This window comes from Burkholderia mycopellens (genome assembly GCF_964265025.1).
Lineage (GTDB): Bacteria > Pseudomonadota > Gammaproteobacteria > Burkholderiales > Burkholderiaceae > Burkholderia.
Genome location: NZ_OZ183803.1, coordinates 1,190,718 through 1,209,390, shown reverse-complemented (window position 1 = coordinate 1,209,390; position 18,673 = coordinate 1,190,718). Strand labels below are relative to the sequence as shown.

The window sequence follows — 18,673 nt, the reverse complement described above, 5'->3', positions numbered from 1 at the left end:
ATCGGAAGGGAATGGCGGGCCGCATGGCGGCGGTCGCTCCCGAATCGGCCGGGAGCGGCCGGGAGCGGCCGCGCCGCGGCCGATGCACTACTCTACGCGACGCCGGATCGGCGACCCCCGATATTTTCCGCCGCGATTCATTGCGGTTCCGACTGAATCGGGGCGGCGGGCCACGCTTCGCGCGCACCGCCCCGGCCGGTGAAATCGTTTATGCGCATAAACTTAAATTTCTTATATTTCTATTAGGTGCGGCACGAGGCGGCACGCGTTAACGACATTTTTACGCGGTCGCCCGTTCTCTTTAGATCGTTCGGCCCAGCGGCGCGCTACGCTGGAATCATCTCGTTTCCCTGGACAACGTTCATGCTCAAGCTGCTGGTTCCGGTCGGCCACTCTCCCCGCTCGCTTCAGGCGGTTCGCCATGCGACCTTCCTGTATCGCGAACGGTGCGCATCGGAGATCGTGCTGATCAACGTTCAGGCGCCGCTCGAATCGACGCGGCTCGAGGCCTACCATCCGCTGTCGCGGCTGCGTTCGATCGAGGAGAAGTTCGCGTCCGACGATCTGGCCATGGCCGAACGGATCCTGCAGGACGCCGGCGTCAAGTACAGCGTCGTGATGAAGGTGGGCCCGGTGGCCGATACGATCGCGTCCGTCGCGGCAGAAACAGGATGTGACGAGATCGTGGTCGTCGCACCCAGGCACGATCCGCTGCATGCACTGCTGTCGGTGTTCCGCCGCAGCGTGATGAGCCGGCTGGTGCGGATTTCGAATGTGCCGGTCACGGCCGTGCAATGACGGGGATGACGCGCGGCGGCGCGTCGAGGGCGCGTTCGCTGACGGGCCCGAGGTTTGCAACGCGCGGTGCGCATGGGCGCGCTGCCGCTCACACGTGCACCGGCGTTGACCCGGCGCTTACTTGATGACCTTGCGCCAGAACACGAAATAGGCGGCTGCCGAAGACGCAACGAGCAGGATGGCCCACATCGGGGCGAGGCTGATCAAGACGGAAGAGACGTTAAGCATTTGGATTCCTCACTAATTCGGTAGCGATGTTCAGCACTGCCTGCTTGCCGGAACCGATGCGTGCCTCCGCGATCGCGCCCCGTCAAATCATGCGTTCATGCTATCGCCTTGAACGGCTGCGCGACCGCCCCCTCCCGTCCGTACCCTGACATTCGTCAAACTCCCGTGAATCGCGCGCCTGTCGCGCCGGAAACCGTCGCGCGAATGCGTCGCCGCCCGCCCGGTTCCGCCTGCCAGGCGCCCTGAAGCCGTGCCTTCCCTCCTCCCAACATCCACGAAAAACGGGACAGGACCACCCGGCGCCCGCGATTTCAGCAGACGTTTACCGGGGGAACCCCCAAGTGCTTCGTCAGACGGGTCCGCGTTACGCTTGGGCAACGAGGAGACAAACCATGAGACGAGCCGTACATATCGCTGTTTTCGCACTGCTGGCCTATCTCATTGGCGATCGCGCGATCCTGCATGCGCAGGGCCGCGATACCAGCCCGCTCGCGTGCGAACAGGGCGCCGCGCAAGTGAAGGTCGACGCGCTCGGCCGCGGTTTCGGCGAAGCCGCTGCCAGCAGCCAAGGCGAGGCCTTCATGTCGGGCTGCCTGGTGACGGGACGCGGCAACCAGGATGTCGCGCTGGCGAACCGCTGACGGGTGTCCGTTGACGCTCCGACCGCGACCGGGTTACGACGGCTGAACCGGAGCCGCGCGCCCGCATCCATTCCCGCTGGTCACGGTCATTTTCTCGATCGACGTCGCGACGGATGTCACGGTCCGGATGCCGTTCACGCTGAACGTCTGCTCGCGGTCCGACTCGTCGCGGGGAAGACGCATCAACAGCTGCGCGACCAGGCCGCCCTTCCGGTAATCGCCAAACCAGTCGATCAACCGGCCGATGTAACACGTGTCGCCGACGTGAACCGCCATGTCGCCGACGATCTCGTATGCGTAGTGGCCAGGCCCGTCACTCGAGTATTCGCTGCGATCGTCACCCTGCACCGACGGCGAAATCGGACACAGCGGCGTGTCGGAGCCCGCATCGCGCGCGGTGCTGTCGCTCACGTCGTGCAGCGCCTTTTCGAGCGGCGCATGCAGCCGCCGCGATCGGCGACAGCCTGTTCGATTTCCGCTACAGTGGCTTGCCCGGTATCCGGCCGGCGCACCGAAACCCTGCTGCATCTGCAACGACCACCCATCCAGAGATGAGCCATCCGCACACCGAGTTGATCCAGCGCTTCTACACGGCGTTCCAGCAGCGCGACATCGACCGGATGCTCGCCTGCTATGCCGACGACGTCGTGTTCGTCGATCCCGCGTTCGGCGAGCTGCGCGGCGACCTCGCACGCGACATGTGGCGCATGCTGGTCGCGCGTGCACAGGACTTTTCATTGACGTTCGGCGACGTCGACGTGGATCAACAGGCCGGGCGCGCCAAGTGGATCGCGCAATACCGGTTCACCGCGACCAACCGTATGGTGGTCAACCGGATCGATGCGCGGTTCCGGTTTCGCGACGGACTCATCGTCGAACATCGCGACAGCTTCGACCTGTGGCGCTGGTCGCGCCAGGCGCTGGGACTGAAAGGCGCCCTGCTGGGCTGGACACCTTTCGTGCAACGGGCGATCCGCGCGCAGGCGCGGAAGAATCTCGACGCGTATCGCGCGAAACGGAAATAGCACTCACCGTTATGGCTTCATCGTCGCGTTGATCAGGTCGCAAGCCATGTCGGGCAGAACACCGTCCGGATGCTTGAGACCGTGCAGGCGATACCCGCTTTCGTCGGCTTCGGGATTCCGGCCGACGAGCCCGACGCGCCCCTTGCCGTAGCGATAGGTCGTGGCCGCATGAACCAGCGACGATGTGACGAGCGACAACACCTCGAAAATTGAATGCCTGGATCGCATGTTCTCGATCGACGGGATTTAAGGGCTCGCGGAAGGGCCTCGCGGTCGTTCGGGACTGGGCGACTGGCGCGCGCCAGTGCTCGCCCCGCTTTTTGAAACCTGATTGAAATCCGCGTGAAATGGAGCACAGGCGCGCGAAAGCGGCCCGTGTGTAACGTTTCTTGCATGCTTGCGCAGCTATATGCGCCGCCGGCAACCTGGCTCCCGGCGCTTCGTTACCGGCCGCACACCTCGCCGGTCGAGGCCCCGAACGATACGCGTCAGTTCACATGGCGGCAGCCAAAGCCGACAACGGAGGCGCCTGATGCGGTCGGACGATTCCGGAGCGCAGCCGAGCGCCCCGCACCATCACCCCGCCGCCCTCTGCGCCTCCCGGCGACGACCGGGTACCCCCCGCCAAACCTCGCCCGCACGCACGCCCACCCGCGCCTGCGCTACACGTCCGCAACGACCGACTCCCCCGCGCCACCACGTCTCCTCACGCCCCAAACTCAACTCTTATATAAGACATAAGACATTTGACGTCAAAGCGCATTGAGATTAGAATCCCGCTGCAAAGCAGTGTCTGGAACAGCCCTGGAGTGCCGGCAAGGCCTTCCCCTCAAACGCAATATCAGCAGGTCTCCCCATGCTTGAAAACTTTCGTGCTCACGTGGCCGCCCGCGCCGCGCTCGGTATTCCTCCCCTGCCGCTGACGGCTCAGCAGACCGCCGAACTGGTCGAATTGCTGACCAACCCGCCCGCCGGCGAAGAGCAGACGCTGGTCGACCTGATCACCCATCGCGTGCCTGCCGGCGTCGACGAAGCCGCCCGCGTGAAGGCCGGCTTCCTGGCCGCCGTGGCCAAGGGCGAGACCGCCTGCCCGCTGATCTCGCGCGAACGCGCGACCGAACTGCTCGGCACGATGCTGGGCGGCTACAACATCCAGCCGCTGATCGAGCTGCTGTCCGATGAGGCCGTCGCTGCCGTGGCCGCCGACGCACTGAAGAAAACCCTGCTGATGTTCGACCAGTTCCATGACGTCAAGGAACTCGCCGACCAGGGCAACGTGCACGCGAAGGCCGTGCTGCAAAGCTGGGCCGACGCCGAATGGTTCACGAGCCGTCCGGAAGTGCCGCAAAGCCTGACCATCACCGTCTTCAAGGTGACGGGCGAAACCAACACCGACGACCTGTCGCCGGCCCCGGACGCCACCACCCGCCCGGACATCCCGATGCACGCGCTGGCGATGCTGAAGAACGCGCGCCCGGGCATCACGCCGGAAGAAGACGGCAAGCGCGGCCCGGTCAAGTTCATCGAATCGCTGAAGGAAAAGGGTCATCTGGTCGCCTACGTGGGCGACGTGGTCGGCACCGGCTCCTCGCGCAAGTCGGCCACCAACTCGGTGCTGTGGTTCACGGGCGAAGACATCCCGTTCGTCCCGAACAAGCGCTTCGGCGGCGTGTGCCTCGGCGGCAAGATCGCCCCGATCTTCTACAACACGATGGAAGACGCCGGCGCGCTGCCGATCGAGCTCGACGTGTCGCAGATGGAAATGGGCGACGTGGTCGAACTGCGCCCGTATGAAGGCAAAGCGCTGAAGGACGGCAACGTGATCGCCGAATTCCAGGTCAAGTCCGACGTGCTGTTCGACGAAGTGCGTGCCGGCGGCCGCATTCCGCTGATCATCGGCCGCGGCCTGACCGCGAAGGCACGTGAAGCGCTGGGCCTCGCGCCGTCGACGCTGTTCCGCCTGCCGCACCAGCCGGCCGACAGCGGCAAGGGCTTCTCGCTCGCGCAGAAGATGGTCGGCCGTGCATGCGGTCTGCCGGAAGGCCAGGGCGTCCGCCCGGGCACGTACTGCGAACCGAAGATGACCTCGGTCGGCTCGCAGGACACCACGGGCCCGATGACCCGCGACGAACTGAAGGATCTCGCGTGCCTCGGCTTCTCGGCCGACCTCGTGATGCAGTCGTTCTGCCACACCGCCGCGTATCCGAAGCCGGTCGACGTGAAGACGCACCAGACGCTGCCGAACTTCATCAGCACGCGTGGCGGCATCGCGCTGCGCCCGGGCGACGGCGTGATCCACTCGTGGCTGAACCGCATGCTGCTGCCCGACACCGTCGGCACCGGCGGCGATTCGCACACGCGCTTCCCGATCGGCATCAGCTTCCCGGCAGGCTCGGGCCTGGTCGCGTTCGCGGCCGCCACCGGCACGATGCCGCTGGACATGCCGGAATCGGTGCTGGTCCGCTTCAAGGGCAAGATGCAGCCGGGCGTCACGCTGCGTGACCTCGTCAACGCGATCCCGCTGTACGCGATCAAGCAAGGCATGCTGACGGTCGCCAAGCAAGGCAAGAAGAACATCTTCTCGGGCCGCATCCTCGAAATCGAGGGCCTGCCCGACCTGAAGGTCGAGCAAGCGTTCGAGCTGTCGGATGCGTCGGCCGAGCGTTCGGCCGCCGGTTGCACGGTGCACCTGAACAAGGAACCGATCATCGAATACCTGAACAGCAACGTCACGCTGCTGAAGTGGATGATCGCGCAGGGCTACCAGGATCCGCGCAGCCTGCAGCGCCGTATCGCGGCGATGGAGCAGTGGCTGGCCGACCCGCAACTGCTGTCGCCGGATGCCGACGCCGAGTACGCGGCCGTCATCGAGATCGACCTCGCCGACATCCACGAGCCGATCGTCGCTTGCCCGAACGACCCGGACGACGTGAAGACGCTGTCCGACGTCGCCGGTGCGAAGATCGACGAAGTGTTCATCGGCTCGTGCATGACCAACATCGGCCACTTCCGTGCGGCGTCGAAGCTGCTCGAAGGCAAGCGCGACATCCCGGTCAAGCTGTGGGTCGCGCCGCCGACCAAGATGGACCAGAAGCAGCTGACCGAAGAAGGCCACTACGGCGTGTTCGGCACGGCCGGTGCGCGTACCGAAATGCCGGGCTGCTCGCTGTGCATGGGTAACCAGGCTCAGGTACGCGAAGGCGCAACGGTCATGTCGACGTCGACCCGCAACTTCCCGAACCGTCTCGGCAAGAACACGAACGTGTATCTCGGCTCGGCGGAACTGGCGGCAATCTGCTCGCGTCTGGGCAAGATCCCGACCAAGGAAGAGTACATGGCCGACATGGGCGTGCTCAACGCGAACGGCGACAAGATCTACAAGTACATGAACTTCGACCAGATCGAAGACTTCAAGGAAGTGGCCGATACCGTGCAGTTGTAAGCACGCGCAGCGGGCTGCGGCGGGTGGTTGACGTCGCAGCACACCACGCGATGGCGTCGCGGGCTCAATGCCTGCGGCGCCATTTTTTATGCGGCGCCGAAACAAGCTCCACTGGGAGATGGCGGCAAAGCCGCGATGGCCGGCGTTTCTACCGCTGCGTCACGACGCTCACGCGCCCTCGCCACGCGGCTCACGACGGATCACCAACTCGTTGAAACCGGTGCCCGCATCGGGTTCGCGCGAGAAGCGATGAGCAGGAAGCAGCGCGAGCAGGATCTCGGCGGTCGTGCGCACCACGCAACCGCTCGCCACATGACCGCCCGTCACGCGGCCGCCCGCATCGGAAACGGACATGTGCAGGTGCGCCCCGTCCGGCGAGACCGAGCCGGCCAGCGTCAGGATTTCGAGATCGCCGCGCAGTTCGGTCGGCAGGTCGGCGCCTGCAAAGCGCAACTGCGCGACGCTCAGGCTGCCGATGCCCTGGATCGCGAATGCGGCGTGCGCGTCGTGCGCACGCAATGCTTCCTCGATGGATGCGCGCAGATCGTCGCCAGGGGACAGACGCAGAGGATGGGCTTGCATGGTCAAGAACCCGCTGGTGAATCGTGGTGTCGACAAAGAGTACGTTCGACCCGTGAATCCGGCAAGTCACCCACCTTCGGGAAAACTGCGCCCCCCCTCCCGGCGGTGCGCCGGCATCACCCGGTAAAACGCTCGCCCGCAATCCGCGCATCCGGTACGCCAGCCGCACCAGCGACTTCCCGCACACCCTGCACGAGCGGCGGCGGATTGCTCAGGGTCGACTAATTATCTTATTTCCGGAAATACACATTTCCATCAAATACCACCCGCACCATAAGTACGGCGCGTGGAATCCCGCCTATTTTTACGATAACCTGTTTGGCATAACTTCACGGAAATTATCGGTATAGCCTGAATGTTTCAATAAAATTAATGCATCTTTAATCATGAAAAATATTGACCGATATCCGGTCAAGTCATCGATGCGCACGATGATGTTGATCATATATTGATGATGGATATCAATATCCGATCTTCTTCGCTCTGCCTATGATGTGTCTCTGCTTTTTCATCCACCCAGACATTAATTGAGAGAATCCATGAAGACTAAGATCCGACTCATACCCGCTTTTTTGGCCGCATTCGTTTCTCTCGCCGTGCAGGCCGATCCGAACATTTCCGCGCGGGCGCCGCAACCACCGGCGGGTGGTTACGACCGCATGTCGTGGGATATCACGCCCGAAGTGGTTCCGACCACGGTTAACCGAAGCTACTACTGGGCGAACCTGTTAACGTCGGAGCACGGTGGCCATGCCATCTACACCGGCCTCCAGCCCCGCACCCAGGGATCGAATCTCGTTATCTTCAGTGCGTTTGACAACGGCACAACGCCGCTCGCGACGAACTGTTCGGGCGGTGCCGACGGCGGCTCAGGAACTTCCTGCTCCCTCGCCCTCGCTTGGCAAACGGGACATACCTACCAGCTGGAGATCACGTACAGTGCGCCGGATTCCGATGGCGGCGATGCAACCCTCGAAGGTTCGATCACGGATAAGGGTACCGGTGTCAAGACGTCGACGGGCAAGATTGCGATTCCTGCATCATGGGGTGGCCTGTCGCGATCGGCCTATTTGTTCGACGAGTACTTTCCATTCAACGCCGGCCCGAAGGATCCCGCGCAGCGAGTCTGTGTTCCATACGTGCGATACACGACTGCCCTTCCGAGTTTCTACCTGAAGGGAGTGGAGTATCCGACGACCGAACAGTCGATTCGTTTGAACACCGGGCAGGATAAGTGCGCGGTTGCCGCCGGTACACCGAATGCACGCATAACGCTTGTCAACACGGCGACCTACCGCCTCGAGAATGGTTTCTTGCCTGGCAGCATCGGTGCGCCGAAGTAAGCGGTGCTATCGCGCAGCGCCCGCCACCGGAACGGCGGGCGTCAGGCGAGATCAGCAAAGCGTAGTTGTAGCGGCTCGCAATCATCGGCCACCGGCATCCTCCGCTCCGCCGGCTTGAGTACCGCCACGGTCTGCCCCACCGAAAACCGTTTGCGTTTCATCGCCAACCTCCTTCCGGGGAGTCTCGCGTCGAAACACCAACATCCATTTCGGTCCGGATTTCCTGAAGCAGATCAGCCAGGCATGCGGTGGCGCTTGCATGCGTTCGCACAGCCCCCGCCGCAACCGGATCGCCTCGAACGAAAATGCCCGGACATCGCCCGGGCCTCTTCACTTCATCCGTTGCCGCCGGCCGCGCTTACGCTTCAAGCGCCTCGAGCACCTTCCCCTTCGTCTCGATCCCGACGAAGTGCACGGTCACCGCTGCGATCAGCGGCACGACGCCGATCAGGTAGAACGCCGGCGCGAGGTTGCCGCCGACGATCGCGTGCGGCACCACCATCGGCGCAACGAACGACGCGATCTTCAGCCATGCGCTGCCGAGCCCGCAGCCCGACGCGCGGATGCTCGTCGGATACTGCTCCGGCGTATAGACGTACGCGGTAATGAATCCCGACGCCATCAAGCCGAGCGACAGCGAGCAGAAGATCGACACGACATACACCGACGACGCGTGATAGAAGCCCGCGAACGCCAGCGACAGTGCGCACAGCACGAACGACCACACGATCACCGGCTTGCGGCCGAGCTTGTCGACCAGCAGCGCCGACGCCAGCGACCCGAGCACGCCCATCACCGAGCCGATCACCGCGAGGTTCAGCGCGAGCTGCAGCGGTGCGTGATAGAAGTTCTTGTAGATCGTCGGCAGCCATGTCGACAGCCCGTACTGGATGAACCCGCAGGTCGCCCACAACGTCGCCACCGCGAGCGTGCGCTTGCGATACGCGGCGCTGAACAGGTCGCTCATCTTGCGCTTAGGATGCTGGCGCACCATCTCGTCGAACGCGGCCGCCTGCGTGACCGGCGGCAGCTCGCCGCGCACCGACGCTTCGAACGCGCCGACCGCTCGCCCGGCTTCCGGGAGCCGCCCGCGCGACGCGAGCCAGCGCGGCGATTCCGGCACGAGGCGCGTGAGCACGAGCGACAGGATCAGCGGCAGGCCGCCGACGAAGTACATGATTTCCCAGCCGAAGCGCGGCACGAGCCACGCACCGAGCGCCATCGATACGAGCAGGCCGATCGGGAACACGATCTCGTACAGCAGCACGAAGCGGCCGCGGCCATGTGCGCGCGTGATCTCGTTGATGTACGTCGCCGCGACCGGCAACTCGCCGCCCAGGCCCAGGCCCTGCAAAATCCGCAGCAACACGAAGATCTCGAACGTCGGCGCGAAGCCGCACGCGATGCTCGTGACGCCGATCACGGCGGAGCTCCACGCGATCGCCTTCACGCGGCCGTGCTTCTCCGCCAGCGCGGGAAACAGGAAGGCGCCGATCAGCTGGCCGATCGCGCCGGATGCGATCAGCATGCCGATCTGCGTCGGCGACAGCCCCCATTTGTGAATCAGCAGCGGCAGCGTCGCCGCGATCGTGATCACGTCGAAGCCGTCGAAGAACGTCGCGGCGCCGATCAGCACGCGCGCGCGGATCTGCATCGCGTTGGCGGGAAGCCGCTCGAGCCGCGCGATGATCGCGCCGGGCGTGGAGGCGGCAGCTTCCATCGTGGCGCGACCGGCCACGACGTTGTCGAAAGTGCTCATGCGGGATGTCTCCTGTGTCTCGTCGCCCGGTCAGGCCAGAGTCTTGCTCGTGTCTGCCAGCGCTTCCGTATCCACTGCCCGGCCCTGGTTCATCCACTTGCGCGCGAGCTTCAGCTCACGTGCGTTGTTGATGGCGACGACACCTCTCACATGTCCTTCGCCCACGAAAAACAGCGTTGCGCGGCGCGCGGCAAGCTCGCCGCGCACGACGAGCTGCGCATCGGCCGGCAGATCGCCGAGGATCTGCAGGTTCACGTCGTACTGATCGGACCAGAACCACGGAATCTCCGCGTACGGCGCACGCACGCCGAGCACGGCCTTCGCAGCCGCGATCGCCTGGTTCTGCGCGTTGGCCCACGATTCGAGCCGCACGCGCCGCTTCAGCCAGCCGTTGTGATGGTTCGCGACGTCGCCGCACGCGAAGATCGCCGGGTCGCTCGTCGCGCCGAATTCGTCGACGACGATGCCGTCGTCGATGGCCAGCCCCGCATCACTCGCGAGCGACGCGTTCAGCGCGAGGCCGATGCCGGCCACCGCGAAATCGGCGTCGATCGTCGTACCGTCGGCGAGCGTCGCGCGGACCTTCGACGCGTCGCCCGGCTGCGCGTCGAGCGATGCGAGCGCTGCGCCGAGGCGGACGTCGACGCCGTTCGCACGATGCAGGTCAAGCAGGAAATCCGACACGATCTGCGGCACCGAGCGGCCGCACAGCCGCGGCGCGCCTTCGACCACCACCGCTTCGACGCCGAGCTTGCGGGCGGTCGCCGCGACTTCGAGGCCGATCCAGCCGCCGCCGATCACGAGCACACGCCGGCTCGCGCGCAGCTTCTCGCCGAGCGCGGCCGCTTCGTCGAGCGTGCGCAGGTAATGCAGGCCCGGCGTCTTCACGAGGGCGTCCGGCAGGCGCCGCGACGTGCCGCCGGTCGCGATCACAAGGCGGTCGTATTCGATCTCGCGGCCGCTTTCGGTCTTCACGACGCGGCGCGCACGGTCGATCGATGCCGCGCGTTCCGGCTGCCATGCTTCGACGTTCAGCGCGTCGAATTCGTCGGGACGCACGACCCGCACGGTTTCGATGTCGGCGTCGCCGGCCAGCACGGCCTTCGACAGCGGCGGGCGCTCGTACGGCAGATGCGGTTCGTCCGCGATCATCACGAGACGGCCGGCAAAGCCTTCCGCGCGCAGCGTCTTCAGCACCCAGCCGGCGGCCTGGCCGCCGCCGATCACGACGACCGTGCCGGGCGCGGCCTGCTCCCGCGAGTTCCCTTCGCTCATGATTTGCGCTCCGTCATGAACTTGCCTTCCGGCGCCTTCGCGCTCTTCTGCCGGCGCGTATTACCGTCGAGGCCGCCGTCGACGGCCCATTCGGCGAACACGGTCGGGCCCGGCTCGAAATCGCGCGGCTGCCACTCGGGCGTCAGCACGTCTTCGTCCGCGTAGTACTCGATCAGGCCGCCGGCCGGGTTCTGGAAGTACCAGAAGTACGCGGACGACACCGGGTGACGGCCCGGGCCGAGTTGCGTTTCCCAGCCGCAGCGGTCGATGTGCAGGCCGCCGCCGAACACTTCGTGGATGTCGCGCACGGTGAACGCGACGTGGTTCAGGCCGCGTTTGCCGTTCGGCAGTGCGAGCAGGAACAGGTCGTGGTGGCCGCCGTGCGGCGCGCAGCGCATGAACGCGCCGCGGCCCGGGTAACGATCCGATGTCTCGAAGCCCAGCAGCTCGTGATAGAACTTTTCCTGCGCATCGAGGCAGTTCGTGAAGAACACGACATGCCCGACCTCGACCGGCTCCGCGCGCGGGTAGATCGGGCTCGGCTGGTCGACGCGCAGCGTCCGGCCCCACACGTTCGACGGCGAGCCCGTGATGTCGAGTTCGCGCTTGCGCGTGACTTCGACACGGATCGCCATCCCGTTCGGGTCGATGCAGCCGATCGCGTCATCCTGCGCGTAATACCCGGGCTGGCCGGCAAGCTTCGTGCGCAGCGCGTCGAGATCCTGCCGCGTCGCGACGCCCCACGTGACTTCACGCAGCGTCGGGCCCGCTTCGAACGCGGGTGGCAGCGCCGGATCGTCGGCCTTCACGGCCAGCACGGTGCAGCCGTTCAGCGTCTCGAAGCGCGCGCGCGTGTCGTCGTGCGCGACTTCCCTCATCCCCCAGTCGGCGAAAAAGCGCCGGCAGGTGGCGAGGTCGTCGACGCCGTACGTGATCTGCTCGATTCCCAAAATGCTCATTGCGTCATTCCCCTTCGCTCAGTTCGCCCACGGCAGCGGCGCGTCGTTCAAGCCCCAGTAGAGGCTCTTCTGCTGCATGTACTCGCGGATGCCGAGACGCCCCTTCTCGCGCCCCATCCCGCTCTCCTTCCAGCCCGAGAACGGCGTGGAAATCGAAAACAGCTTGTACGTGTTGATCCAGACGGTGCCCGTCTCCAGCGCACGCGCGATGCGCCACGCGCGCTTGTAGTCGCGCGTCCAGATGCCGGCCGCCAGGCCGAACACGCTGTCGTTCGCCTGCGCGATCAGCGACGCCTCGTCGTCGAACGGCATCGCGACGAGCACCGGGCCGAAGATTTCTTCCTGACAGATGCGCGCGCTGTTCGGCAGGCCTTCGAGTATCGTCGGCTGATAGAAGAAGCCGTGCTCGCGCCCGTCGCCCGACGGCCGCTCACCGCCGCACAGCAGGCGGCCGCCTTCCTCGAGACCGAGCGCCACGTAGCGCTCCACCGATTCGCGATGCTTCGCGGTGATCAGCGGCCCCATCTGCGTGTCGGGGCGAGTCGGGTCGCCCACGCGCAGCTTGCGTGCGCCCGCGACCAGACGCTCCATGAATGCGTCGTACACCGCGCGCTGCACGAACAGCCGCGAGCCCGCGATGCACGCTTCGCCCGACGAGCTGAAGATCCCGTACAGCACGCCGTTGACCGCGTGATCGAGATCGGCGTCTTCGCAGACGATCGTCGGCGACTTGCCGCCGAGTTCGAGCGACACCGGCATCAGCTTCTCGGCCGCGATGCGCGCGATGCCGCGGCCCACTTCGGTGCCGCCGGTGAACGACACTTTCTTCACCAGCGGATGACGCACGAGCACGTCGCCGATCACCGAGCCCTTGCCCGGCAGCACGCTCAGCACGCCCTTCGGCACGCCTGCTTTCTCGCAGATGCGAGCCAGCGCAAGCGACACGAGCGGCGTGACTTCGGCCGGCTTGAGCACCACCGCGTTGCCGCCGGCGAGCGCCGGTGCGAGCTTCTGCGCATCGGACGCGATCGGCGAATTCCACGGCGTGATCGCCGCGATCACGCCGATCGGTTCGTACACGCTCATCGTCAGGTAGTCGCCGCGCGACGGCGTCAGTTCCTCGTCGAGCGTTTCGAGGCACGCCGCGAAATAGCGGAACGTGTTCGCGGCGCTCGCCACCAGCACGCGCGTCTCGCCGATCGGCTTGCCGTTGTCGCGACGCTGCAGGTTCGCGAGCGCCTCGTGGCGCTGCATGATCAGATCGGCGATGCGGTACAGCACTTGCGCGCGCAGGTGCGGCTTCAGCCCGGCCCAGTCGGCGCGGCGCCACGCGGCGTCGGCGGCCTCGACGGCTTCGGCCGCGTCTTGCGCATTCGCGGTCGACACTTCCATGTTCAGCGACTGGTCGGCCGGATAGATGCTCGCGTAAGGCGCGCCACGGCCGCGCCGCCATTCGCCGCCGATCAGGATGTTGCCGTCGGGTACGAGGCTCGTATCGAAAGGAGTCATGTCACAAGTCCCACAAATCTGTCTCTGCACGTCCGCCTTCGCCGTGGCGCGGGCGGACCTTCAACGGCCCGGTCAGATCACGCAGCGGGCCGCGCGGTTGCGCAGCGCGCGGATCGCGCTGTACGCCGTCAGCGCGGATGTCTTCGGGTTGTCAGGCAGCGGCTTGCCGCTCATTTCCAGCGTCATCTCGCCGAATGCGCCGCGTGCGGTGATGCGGTGTACGTTGCGTACGACGGCCGGATCGGCGATCAGGCGCACGTGCGTCGCGTCGAGGCCGAGGCCCGCGAGCGCGACGGTTGCCGCGACGTTCGCGTTCTTCGGATACAGGCGCGCGGCATCGCGCGCGCTGCCTTCGAAGATCACCTTTTCCTCGCTCATCGCACGCAGGTCGCACAGCGTCTCGGCGGGCGTACCCAGCCAGCCGAGCGGCGGCTTGCGGCCCACGTACAGCACTTCGTCGAGGCCGCCCTGCTTCGCGGACGCCAGCGCATCGATCCCGCCGATCGCGCCGGACAGCAGCGTCACGGTCGCGTCGCCTTCGTCGGCCGCCTGCGCGAGCACATCCAGAAGCGCGAGATCGGACAGCGCGCCGATCGATGCGACCGCGCAGTCGGTGCCGGCCTTCAGCAGCGGCACGACGTGATCGACGAGCGCGCTGTGGCCCGCGCATTCGAGCGCGAACTCGGGGCGGCGCGCCAGTGCGCCGACCGACGACACGACCTCCACCGCGCCGCCCAGCACGCCCTGCACCGCCGCGCGCTGGTGTTCCGGCACGATCACGTGCGCGACGCGCAACGACGCATCGTGCTCGACCGCGTGGTACACGGCCGCGCCGATCGCGCCGAAGCCGATCATTGCGACGTCGACCGGTGCGTGGGCCCGCTTCTGCCCGTTATGCATACTGGCGCTCCGACGGCGTTTCTTCCTTCTTCACCGGCGGGCCCGCGAAGTTCGATGCGAACGAGCCGACCGACAGCATGTCGACCTCGACCATCACCGGGCCTTCCTTCGCCAGCCCTTCGCGCACGATCGCCTCGGCCTGGTCGAGCGACGTGATCCGGTAATGCGTGAGGCCGAAACTCGCGCAGAACTGCGCGAAATCGGGCTGGTGCAACTGCACGAAGCAGCGGCGGCCGTCGTAGTGCGCGTCCTGGATGTTGCGGATCACGCCGTAGCACTGGTCGTTCATCAGCACGATCATCACGTTCGCGTTTTCCTGCACGGCCGTCACGAGCTCGCCGACGTTGACCATCAGGCCGCCGTCGCCGACGAGGCAGACCGTCTTCGCCGCCGCGCCCGCGAGCGCCGCGCCGATGCCCATCTGGATGCCCTGGCCGATGCCGCCGCCGAGCGCATGCACGCCCGAGCGCGGCTCGAAGATCTTCAGCAGGCGGTTGCCCCACGTGCTGTTCGAGATCGTCACGTCGCGCACCCAGTTGTAGTCGCGGCCCACGGCGCCCTGCAGCGTATCGACGAGCTGCTTGTACGGCCCGAGGCCCTTCGACACGTCGGCCACCGCCTGCTCGCGGGCCGCCGCGAGATCGGCCGCGAACCGCGGATCGACCGACAGGCGGCCTTCGAGCCGGTCAGCCAGCTCGGCGAGCACGCGCTTCGAATCGCCGTGCACGAACAGCGCGTTGGGATAGCCGCGGTTGTCGGCAAGCGCGTCGGCATCGATGCGGAACAGCGGCTGCGGCAGCGCGAGCCGGTACTTCAGCGTCTCGTTGCCGCGCAGGCGCGAACCGACGACGACCAGCGCATCGCAGGTCTTGTAGAACGCTTCGACGGACGCGTGCACGTTGAACGCGCCGAGCGTCGCCGGATGATCCTCGGGCAGCACGCCTCGGCCCTGCACGCTCGTCACGACGCCGAAGCCGAGCTTCACGAGGCGTTCGACTTCCTCGCGTGCGTGGCGCGCGCCGCCGCCGAGCCACAGCAGCGGGCGGCGCTTGGCCGCCAGTGCGTCGGCGAGCTTCGCGACGCGGGCCGCGTCGTGCTCGCGAACCGCGACGTGCGCGGGCTCCAGGTCTTCCGGCCATTCGATTTCAGCGGCCTGGATGTCGATCGGAATCTCGACCGACACCGGGCCTGTCGGCGCGGTCTGCGCGATGCGCACGGCTTCGCGGATCGTCGGCAGCACGGTTTCGACCGAGCGCACGCGGAACGCGGCCTTCGAGATCGCGTCCAGCATCGACAACTGGTCGGGGGCTTCGTGGATGTACGCCAGATCCCGGTCGAGGTACGGCGTCTCGATCTGCCCCGTGATGTGCAGCAGCGCGGTGCCGGCCGTCAGCGCCTCGACCATCGCGCCGGCCGCGTTGCCCGCCGCCGTGCCCGTGCTGGTGAACGCGACGCCGAGGCCGCCCGACACGCGGGCCAGGCCGTCGGCCATGTTCAACGCGCCGGCTTCGCCGCGTGCGCCGACATACCGGATGTTGCCGCGCGTGTTGATCGCGTCGAGGATCGGCATGTTGTGGATCGAGATGACACCGAATGCGGTCTTCACGCCGCACTGCTCGAGGAAGGTGGCAATCAGCTCGCCGACCGTGGTTTTTTCAGACATGGCGTGCAAAGCCTCCAGAAACGTCGATATGGCTGCCCGTCGTGTACGACGACAGATGCGTTGCGAGATAAAAAAGTGCCCAGGCGGCCTCGTCAGGCTTGCCGAAGCGGTTCAGCGGAATGTTCTTCGTGCGGGCGATCGCGCCCGTCCAGTCCTCCCAGCTTTCGCCGGACCGCGCCTGCGTTTCGTAACGGCGGCGCCACTGGCCCGACTCGACGATGCCGATCAGGATCGAGTTCACGCGGATGCGCTGCGGCGCGAGTTCGGTCGCGAGCGACTTCACGAGGCTCAGCACGCCCGCGCGCGCGGACGACGTCGCAACCATGTGCGGCTCCGGCTGCAGCGCGAGCAGCGAGTTCACGCAGGTGATCGTCGGCGCCTGCGCGTCGCGCAGCAGCGGCAGGAACGCGCGCGTCGGGCGGATGATGCTGAAATACTTCAGTTCGAGTTCTTCGCGCCACGCGTCGTCGGTCGTGTCGGCGAAGGTCGACACGCGGCCCTGGCCGGCGTTGTTGACCAGCATGTCGGCACGGCCGAAACGCGTCGAAACCGCTTGCGAGAACGCAGCCACGTCGGTCTCGTCGAGCACGTTGCAGCGCTCGGCGAGCAGTTGCGCGCCCGGGTATTTTTCAGCGAGCATCGCTTCGGCGCGTGTCAGACGGTCGCTGTCGCGGCCGCAAATCGCGACCGATGCGCCTGCCTGCAGGAACCGTTCGGCCGTCGCGAGGCCGATGCCGGACGAACCGCCCGTCACCACCGCGACCTGCCCGGTCAGATCGATCTCAATCATCGGAGTCCTAATGCCTTCAGAAACGTGTGCTCGTCATCCGAGCGGTAATTGAGCCGCCGCGACAGTTCCGCCGCCGCGCGCTGCACCTTGTCGATCAGGCCGTCCGCGATCAGCGCCGCGTCGATTTCCGGCCTCGGCACCGTCACCGTGATGCACGCGACGATCTTCTGCGTCTCGTTGCGCACCGGCGCCGTGACCACCGAGATGCCGCGCTCGAACGACGAATTGCTGACGCCGTAGCCGCGCAGCGCATCCTCGCGGATCACGTCGTACAGCGCGTCGACCGTCTCGGGCGTCGCGTTCGTCATCCGGTTCAGCGCACCTTCCGGATACAGCGCATGCAGCTCCTTCAACGACAGGTCGCCCATCAGTACGTGGCCGTGCGTCGTTGCATGCGCGGGCAAGCGCGTGCCGACGTTCACGCGGATCGAGCTGAACACCGGCGCCTGGCTCTGCGCCTTCGCGACGAACACCACGTCGCGGCCGTCGCGGATCACGATGTGCGTCGTGAAGCCGGTCGCGTCGCGCAGGCTTTCGATCACGGGCAGGCCGAGATCGGTCAGCTCCAGCGAGCTCAGGTATTCGAAGCCGAGCCGCAGCACGGCAATGCCGAGCTTGTAGTTGCGATCCTTGTCCGCGCGCTCGAGGAAGCCGAGCGATTCGAGCGTCTGCAGCAGACGGAATACCGTCGTGCGCGGAATGCCGAGCCGCTTCGACAATTCGGGCGCGCCGAGCACGGGCTCGCGCGGCGAGAATTCGGCGAGGATCCGCAGCCCGCGTTCGAGACCCGGCACCACGTAACTGGCTTCGCCCTTGCCGTTTTCGGCGTCGTCTCGTTGCAGCGGTTCGTTCATGAGAGCCCCCGCTGTGAGTCGCACTGACGGCAGAACGTGTCGATCAGTGCGGAATAGACGGCCGGTGCTTCCACGTAGCCGGCATGGCCTGCTTGCGGAATCACCTGCAGCCCGACATGGGCGGCCGCGGCGATCCGCTCGCACGCGGCGGGCGGCGTGATCGCGTCGTTCGCGCCGACGGCCACGGCCGTGCGGCCGCGAAAGCCGGCGAGATCGGTGGCGAGATCGGCGTTCGCGAGCAGGTGCGTGGCCTGCGCATAGCCGGCTGGCACGATGCGCGCCATGTTCCAGCGCACCCACGCACGCGCGTCCTCGCTCGCGAAACCGGACAGCATGTTGCCGCTGCGCTGTTCGGCAAGCCCGGCCGGACCGAGTGCGGCCAGCATCGCGAGCCGCGCGTCGCGGCGCGATTCGCGCGTTTCAGCCGGGGCGCTGCCGTAGCCGCCCGCGGGCGACACCAGCAACAGGCCGGCGATCCGCGCGGGCATCACGCGGGCGAGACCGCCCGCGATGATCGCGCCGAGCGAATGCCCGACCAGCACGCAGCGTTCGATGCCGAGTGCCTCGAGCCACGCGTTCAGCGACGCCGCGTAATCGGCGGCGGCCGGCGACGCGCCGTGCACCGGCGTCGACACGCCGTAACCGGGCGCATCCCACGCGAGCACGCGCCGCGATGCGCCGAGCGTGTCTAGCTGGCGGACCCACGATGCGGCGCCCGAGCCGATCCCGTGCAGCAGCACGACGGGCAGCGCACGGCCTGCATGCTGCGCGCCGGCCTCACGGTAGCCGATCGTGCCCGCCGCGCCGGCCGCGCAACGCTGTTCGGGAAACTGCCCGAGCAGCGCGGCGAATGCCGCGGTGCGGTCGCGTTCACGTTTGTCGATGACACTCATTGCTTCACCGGC

17 protein-coding genes are annotated in these 18,673 nt (G+C 66.4%); 5 read left to right on the top strand and 12 right to left on the bottom strand.

Annotated features, from left to right (window positions below):
* Positions 1 to 363 precede the first annotated feature (363 nt).
* Positions 364 to 798, top strand: coding sequence for a universal stress protein (locus ACPTTC_RS23725; protein ID WP_423394156.1), 435 nt, complete (start codon positions 364 to 366; stop codon positions 796 to 798).
* 620 nt (positions 799 to 1,418) lie between these two features.
* On the top strand, positions 1,419 to 1,667 hold the full coding sequence (locus ACPTTC_RS23720) for a hypothetical protein (protein ID WP_021161497.1): 249 nt from the start codon (positions 1,419 to 1,421) through the stop codon (positions 1,665 to 1,667).
* A 33-nt stretch (positions 1,668 to 1,700) separates the two neighbouring features.
* Here ACPTTC_RS23720 and ACPTTC_RS23715 read toward each other — a convergent pair whose 3' ends face one another.
* On the bottom strand, positions 1,701 to 2,078 hold the full coding sequence (locus ACPTTC_RS23715) for a hypothetical protein (RefSeq protein WP_423394155.1): 378 nt from the start codon (positions 2,076 to 2,078) through the stop codon (positions 1,701 to 1,703).
* Between the two features lie 140 nt (positions 2,079 to 2,218).
* Between ACPTTC_RS23715 and ACPTTC_RS23710 the strand changes: the two genes are divergently transcribed.
* Positions 2,219 to 2,692 carry a nuclear transport factor 2 family protein gene (locus ACPTTC_RS23710; protein WP_423394154.1) on the top strand — a complete coding sequence of 158 codons (474 nt, stop codon included), beginning with the start codon at positions 2,219 to 2,221 and terminating at the stop codon, positions 2,690 to 2,692.
* Between the two features lie 9 nt (positions 2,693 to 2,701).
* Here the strand turns inward: ACPTTC_RS23710 and ACPTTC_RS23705 are convergent, their stop codons facing one another.
* Positions 2,702 to 2,920 (bottom strand): hypothetical protein, encoded by a 219-nt coding sequence (locus tag ACPTTC_RS23705; protein ID WP_423394153.1) that lies wholly within the window; start codon positions 2,918 to 2,920, stop codon positions 2,702 to 2,704.
* 628 nt (positions 2,921 to 3,548) lie between these two features.
* Between ACPTTC_RS23705 and acnB the strand changes: the two genes are divergently transcribed.
* Positions 3,549 to 6,134, top strand: coding sequence for a bifunctional aconitate hydratase 2/2-methylisocitrate dehydratase (acnB, locus tag ACPTTC_RS23700; RefSeq protein ID WP_423394152.1), 2,586 nt, complete (start codon positions 3,549 to 3,551; stop codon positions 6,132 to 6,134).
* 168 nt (positions 6,135 to 6,302) lie between these two features.
* Here acnB and ACPTTC_RS23695 read toward each other — a convergent pair whose 3' ends face one another.
* Positions 6,303 to 6,716 (bottom strand): PPC domain-containing DNA-binding protein, encoded by a 414-nt coding sequence (locus ACPTTC_RS23695; RefSeq protein WP_423394151.1) that lies wholly within the window; start codon positions 6,714 to 6,716, stop codon positions 6,303 to 6,305.
* A 539-nt stretch (positions 6,717 to 7,255) separates the two neighbouring features.
* Here ACPTTC_RS23695 and ACPTTC_RS23690 point away from each other — a divergent pair.
* Entirely contained in the window at positions 7,256 to 8,059 is an 804-nt protein-coding gene (locus tag ACPTTC_RS23690) for a DUF3472 domain-containing protein (RefSeq protein ID WP_423394150.1), read from the top strand.
* 358 nt (positions 8,060 to 8,417) lie between these two features.
* Here ACPTTC_RS23690 and ACPTTC_RS23685 read toward each other — a convergent pair whose 3' ends face one another.
* From ACPTTC_RS23685 to ACPTTC_RS23645, 9 genes are all read right to left on the bottom strand, one after another.
* Complete coding sequence (locus ACPTTC_RS23685) at positions 8,418 to 9,818, bottom strand: MFS transporter (protein ID WP_226197803.1); 1,401 nt, start codon at positions 9,816 to 9,818, stop codon at positions 8,418 to 8,420.
* 30 nt (positions 9,819 to 9,848) lie between these two features.
* Complete coding sequence (locus ACPTTC_RS23680) at positions 9,849 to 11,093, bottom strand: NAD(P)/FAD-dependent oxidoreductase (protein ID WP_423394149.1); 1,245 nt, start codon at positions 11,091 to 11,093, stop codon at positions 9,849 to 9,851.
* Positions 11,090 to 12,052, bottom strand: coding sequence for a VOC family protein (locus ACPTTC_RS23675; RefSeq protein WP_423394148.1), 963 nt, complete (start codon positions 12,050 to 12,052; stop codon positions 11,090 to 11,092). The genes ACPTTC_RS23680 and ACPTTC_RS23675 overlap by 4 nt, the downstream gene beginning before the upstream one ends.
* Positions 12,053 to 12,070: 18 nt before the next feature.
* Positions 12,071 to 13,561, bottom strand: a complete 1,491-nt coding sequence (locus tag ACPTTC_RS23670) for an aldehyde dehydrogenase (protein WP_423394147.1) — start codon at positions 13,559 to 13,561, stop codon at positions 12,071 to 12,073.
* A 72-nt stretch (positions 13,562 to 13,633) separates the two neighbouring features.
* The gene (locus ACPTTC_RS23665; protein ID WP_423394146.1) at positions 13,634 to 14,461 is read right to left on the bottom strand and encodes an aspartate dehydrogenase; all 828 of its coding nucleotides are present in this window, start codon (positions 14,459 to 14,461) and stop codon (positions 13,634 to 13,636) included.
* Positions 14,454 to 16,124 carry a thiamine pyrophosphate-binding protein gene (locus ACPTTC_RS23660; RefSeq protein ID WP_175957767.1) on the bottom strand — a complete coding sequence of 557 codons (1,671 nt, stop codon included), beginning with the start codon at positions 16,122 to 16,124 and terminating at the stop codon, positions 14,454 to 14,456. The genes ACPTTC_RS23665 and ACPTTC_RS23660 overlap by 8 nt, the downstream gene beginning before the upstream one ends.
* Positions 16,117 to 16,914 carry an SDR family oxidoreductase gene (locus ACPTTC_RS23655; protein ID WP_423394145.1) on the bottom strand — a complete coding sequence of 266 codons (798 nt, stop codon included), beginning with the start codon at positions 16,912 to 16,914 and terminating at the stop codon, positions 16,117 to 16,119. Before ACPTTC_RS23655 ends, ACPTTC_RS23660 begins: the two co-directional genes overlap by 8 nt.
* A complete protein-coding gene (locus ACPTTC_RS23650) occupies positions 16,911 to 17,768 on the bottom strand; it encodes an IclR family transcriptional regulator (protein ID WP_423394144.1) in 858 nt (285 codons plus the stop codon). Before ACPTTC_RS23650 ends, ACPTTC_RS23655 begins: the two co-directional genes overlap by 4 nt.
* Entirely contained in the window at positions 17,765 to 18,661 is an 897-nt protein-coding gene (locus ACPTTC_RS23645; protein ID WP_423394143.1) for an alpha/beta fold hydrolase, read from the bottom strand. Before ACPTTC_RS23645 ends, ACPTTC_RS23650 begins: the two co-directional genes overlap by 4 nt.
* Positions 18,662 to 18,673: the final 12 nt, after the last annotated feature.

Bases quoted from the DNA above. Each gene is read 5' to 3' on its own strand.
- ACPTTC_RS23720 (WP_021161497.1), top strand. From the start codon at position 1,419: ATGAGACGAGCCGTACATATCGCTGTTTTCGCACTGCTGGCCTATCTC.
- ACPTTC_RS23680 (WP_423394149.1), bottom strand. From the start codon at position 11,093: ATGAGCGAAGGGAACTCGCGGGAGCAGGCCGCGCCCGGCACGGTCGTC.
- ACPTTC_RS23645 (WP_423394143.1), bottom strand. From the start codon at position 18,661: ATGAGTGTCATCGACAAACGTGAACGCGACCGCACCGCGGCATTCGCC.
- ACPTTC_RS23660 (WP_175957767.1), bottom strand. From the start codon at position 16,124: ATGTCTGAAAAAACCACGGTCGGCGAGCTGATTGCCACCTTCCTCGAG.
- ACPTTC_RS23710 (WP_423394154.1), top strand. From the start codon at position 2,219: ATGAGCCATCCGCACACCGAGTTGATCCAGCGCTTCTACACGGCGTTC.
- ACPTTC_RS23665 (WP_423394146.1), bottom strand. From the start codon at position 14,461: ATGCATAACGGGCAGAAGCGGGCCCACGCACCGGTCGACGTCGCAATG.
- acnB (WP_423394152.1), top strand. From the start codon at position 3,549: ATGCTTGAAAACTTTCGTGCTCACGTGGCCGCCCGCGCCGCGCTCGGT.
- ACPTTC_RS23650 (WP_423394144.1), bottom strand. From the start codon at position 17,768: ATGAACGAACCGCTGCAACGAGACGACGCCGAAAACGGCAAGGGCGAA.
- ACPTTC_RS23655 (WP_423394145.1), bottom strand. From the start codon at position 16,914: ATGATTGAGATCGATCTGACCGGGCAGGTCGCGGTGGTGACGGGCGGT.
- ACPTTC_RS23685 (WP_226197803.1), bottom strand. From the start codon at position 9,818: ATGAGCACTTTCGACAACGTCGTGGCCGGTCGCGCCACGATGGAAGCT.
- ACPTTC_RS23675 (WP_423394148.1), bottom strand. From the start codon at position 12,052: ATGAGCATTTTGGGAATCGAGCAGATCACGTACGGCGTCGACGACCTC.
- ACPTTC_RS23695 (WP_423394151.1), bottom strand. From the start codon at position 6,716: ATGCAAGCCCATCCTCTGCGTCTGTCCCCTGGCGACGATCTGCGCGCA.
- ACPTTC_RS23670 (WP_423394147.1), bottom strand. From the start codon at position 13,561: ATGACTCCTTTCGATACGAGCCTCGTACCCGACGGCAACATCCTGATC.
- ACPTTC_RS23725 (WP_423394156.1), top strand. From the start codon at position 364: ATGCTCAAGCTGCTGGTTCCGGTCGGCCACTCTCCCCGCTCGCTTCAG.
- ACPTTC_RS23690 (WP_423394150.1), top strand. From the start codon at position 7,256: ATGAAGACTAAGATCCGACTCATACCCGCTTTTTTGGCCGCATTCGTT.
- ACPTTC_RS23705 (WP_423394153.1), bottom strand. From the start codon at position 2,920: ATGCGATCCAGGCATTCAATTTTCGAGGTGTTGTCGCTCGTCACATCG.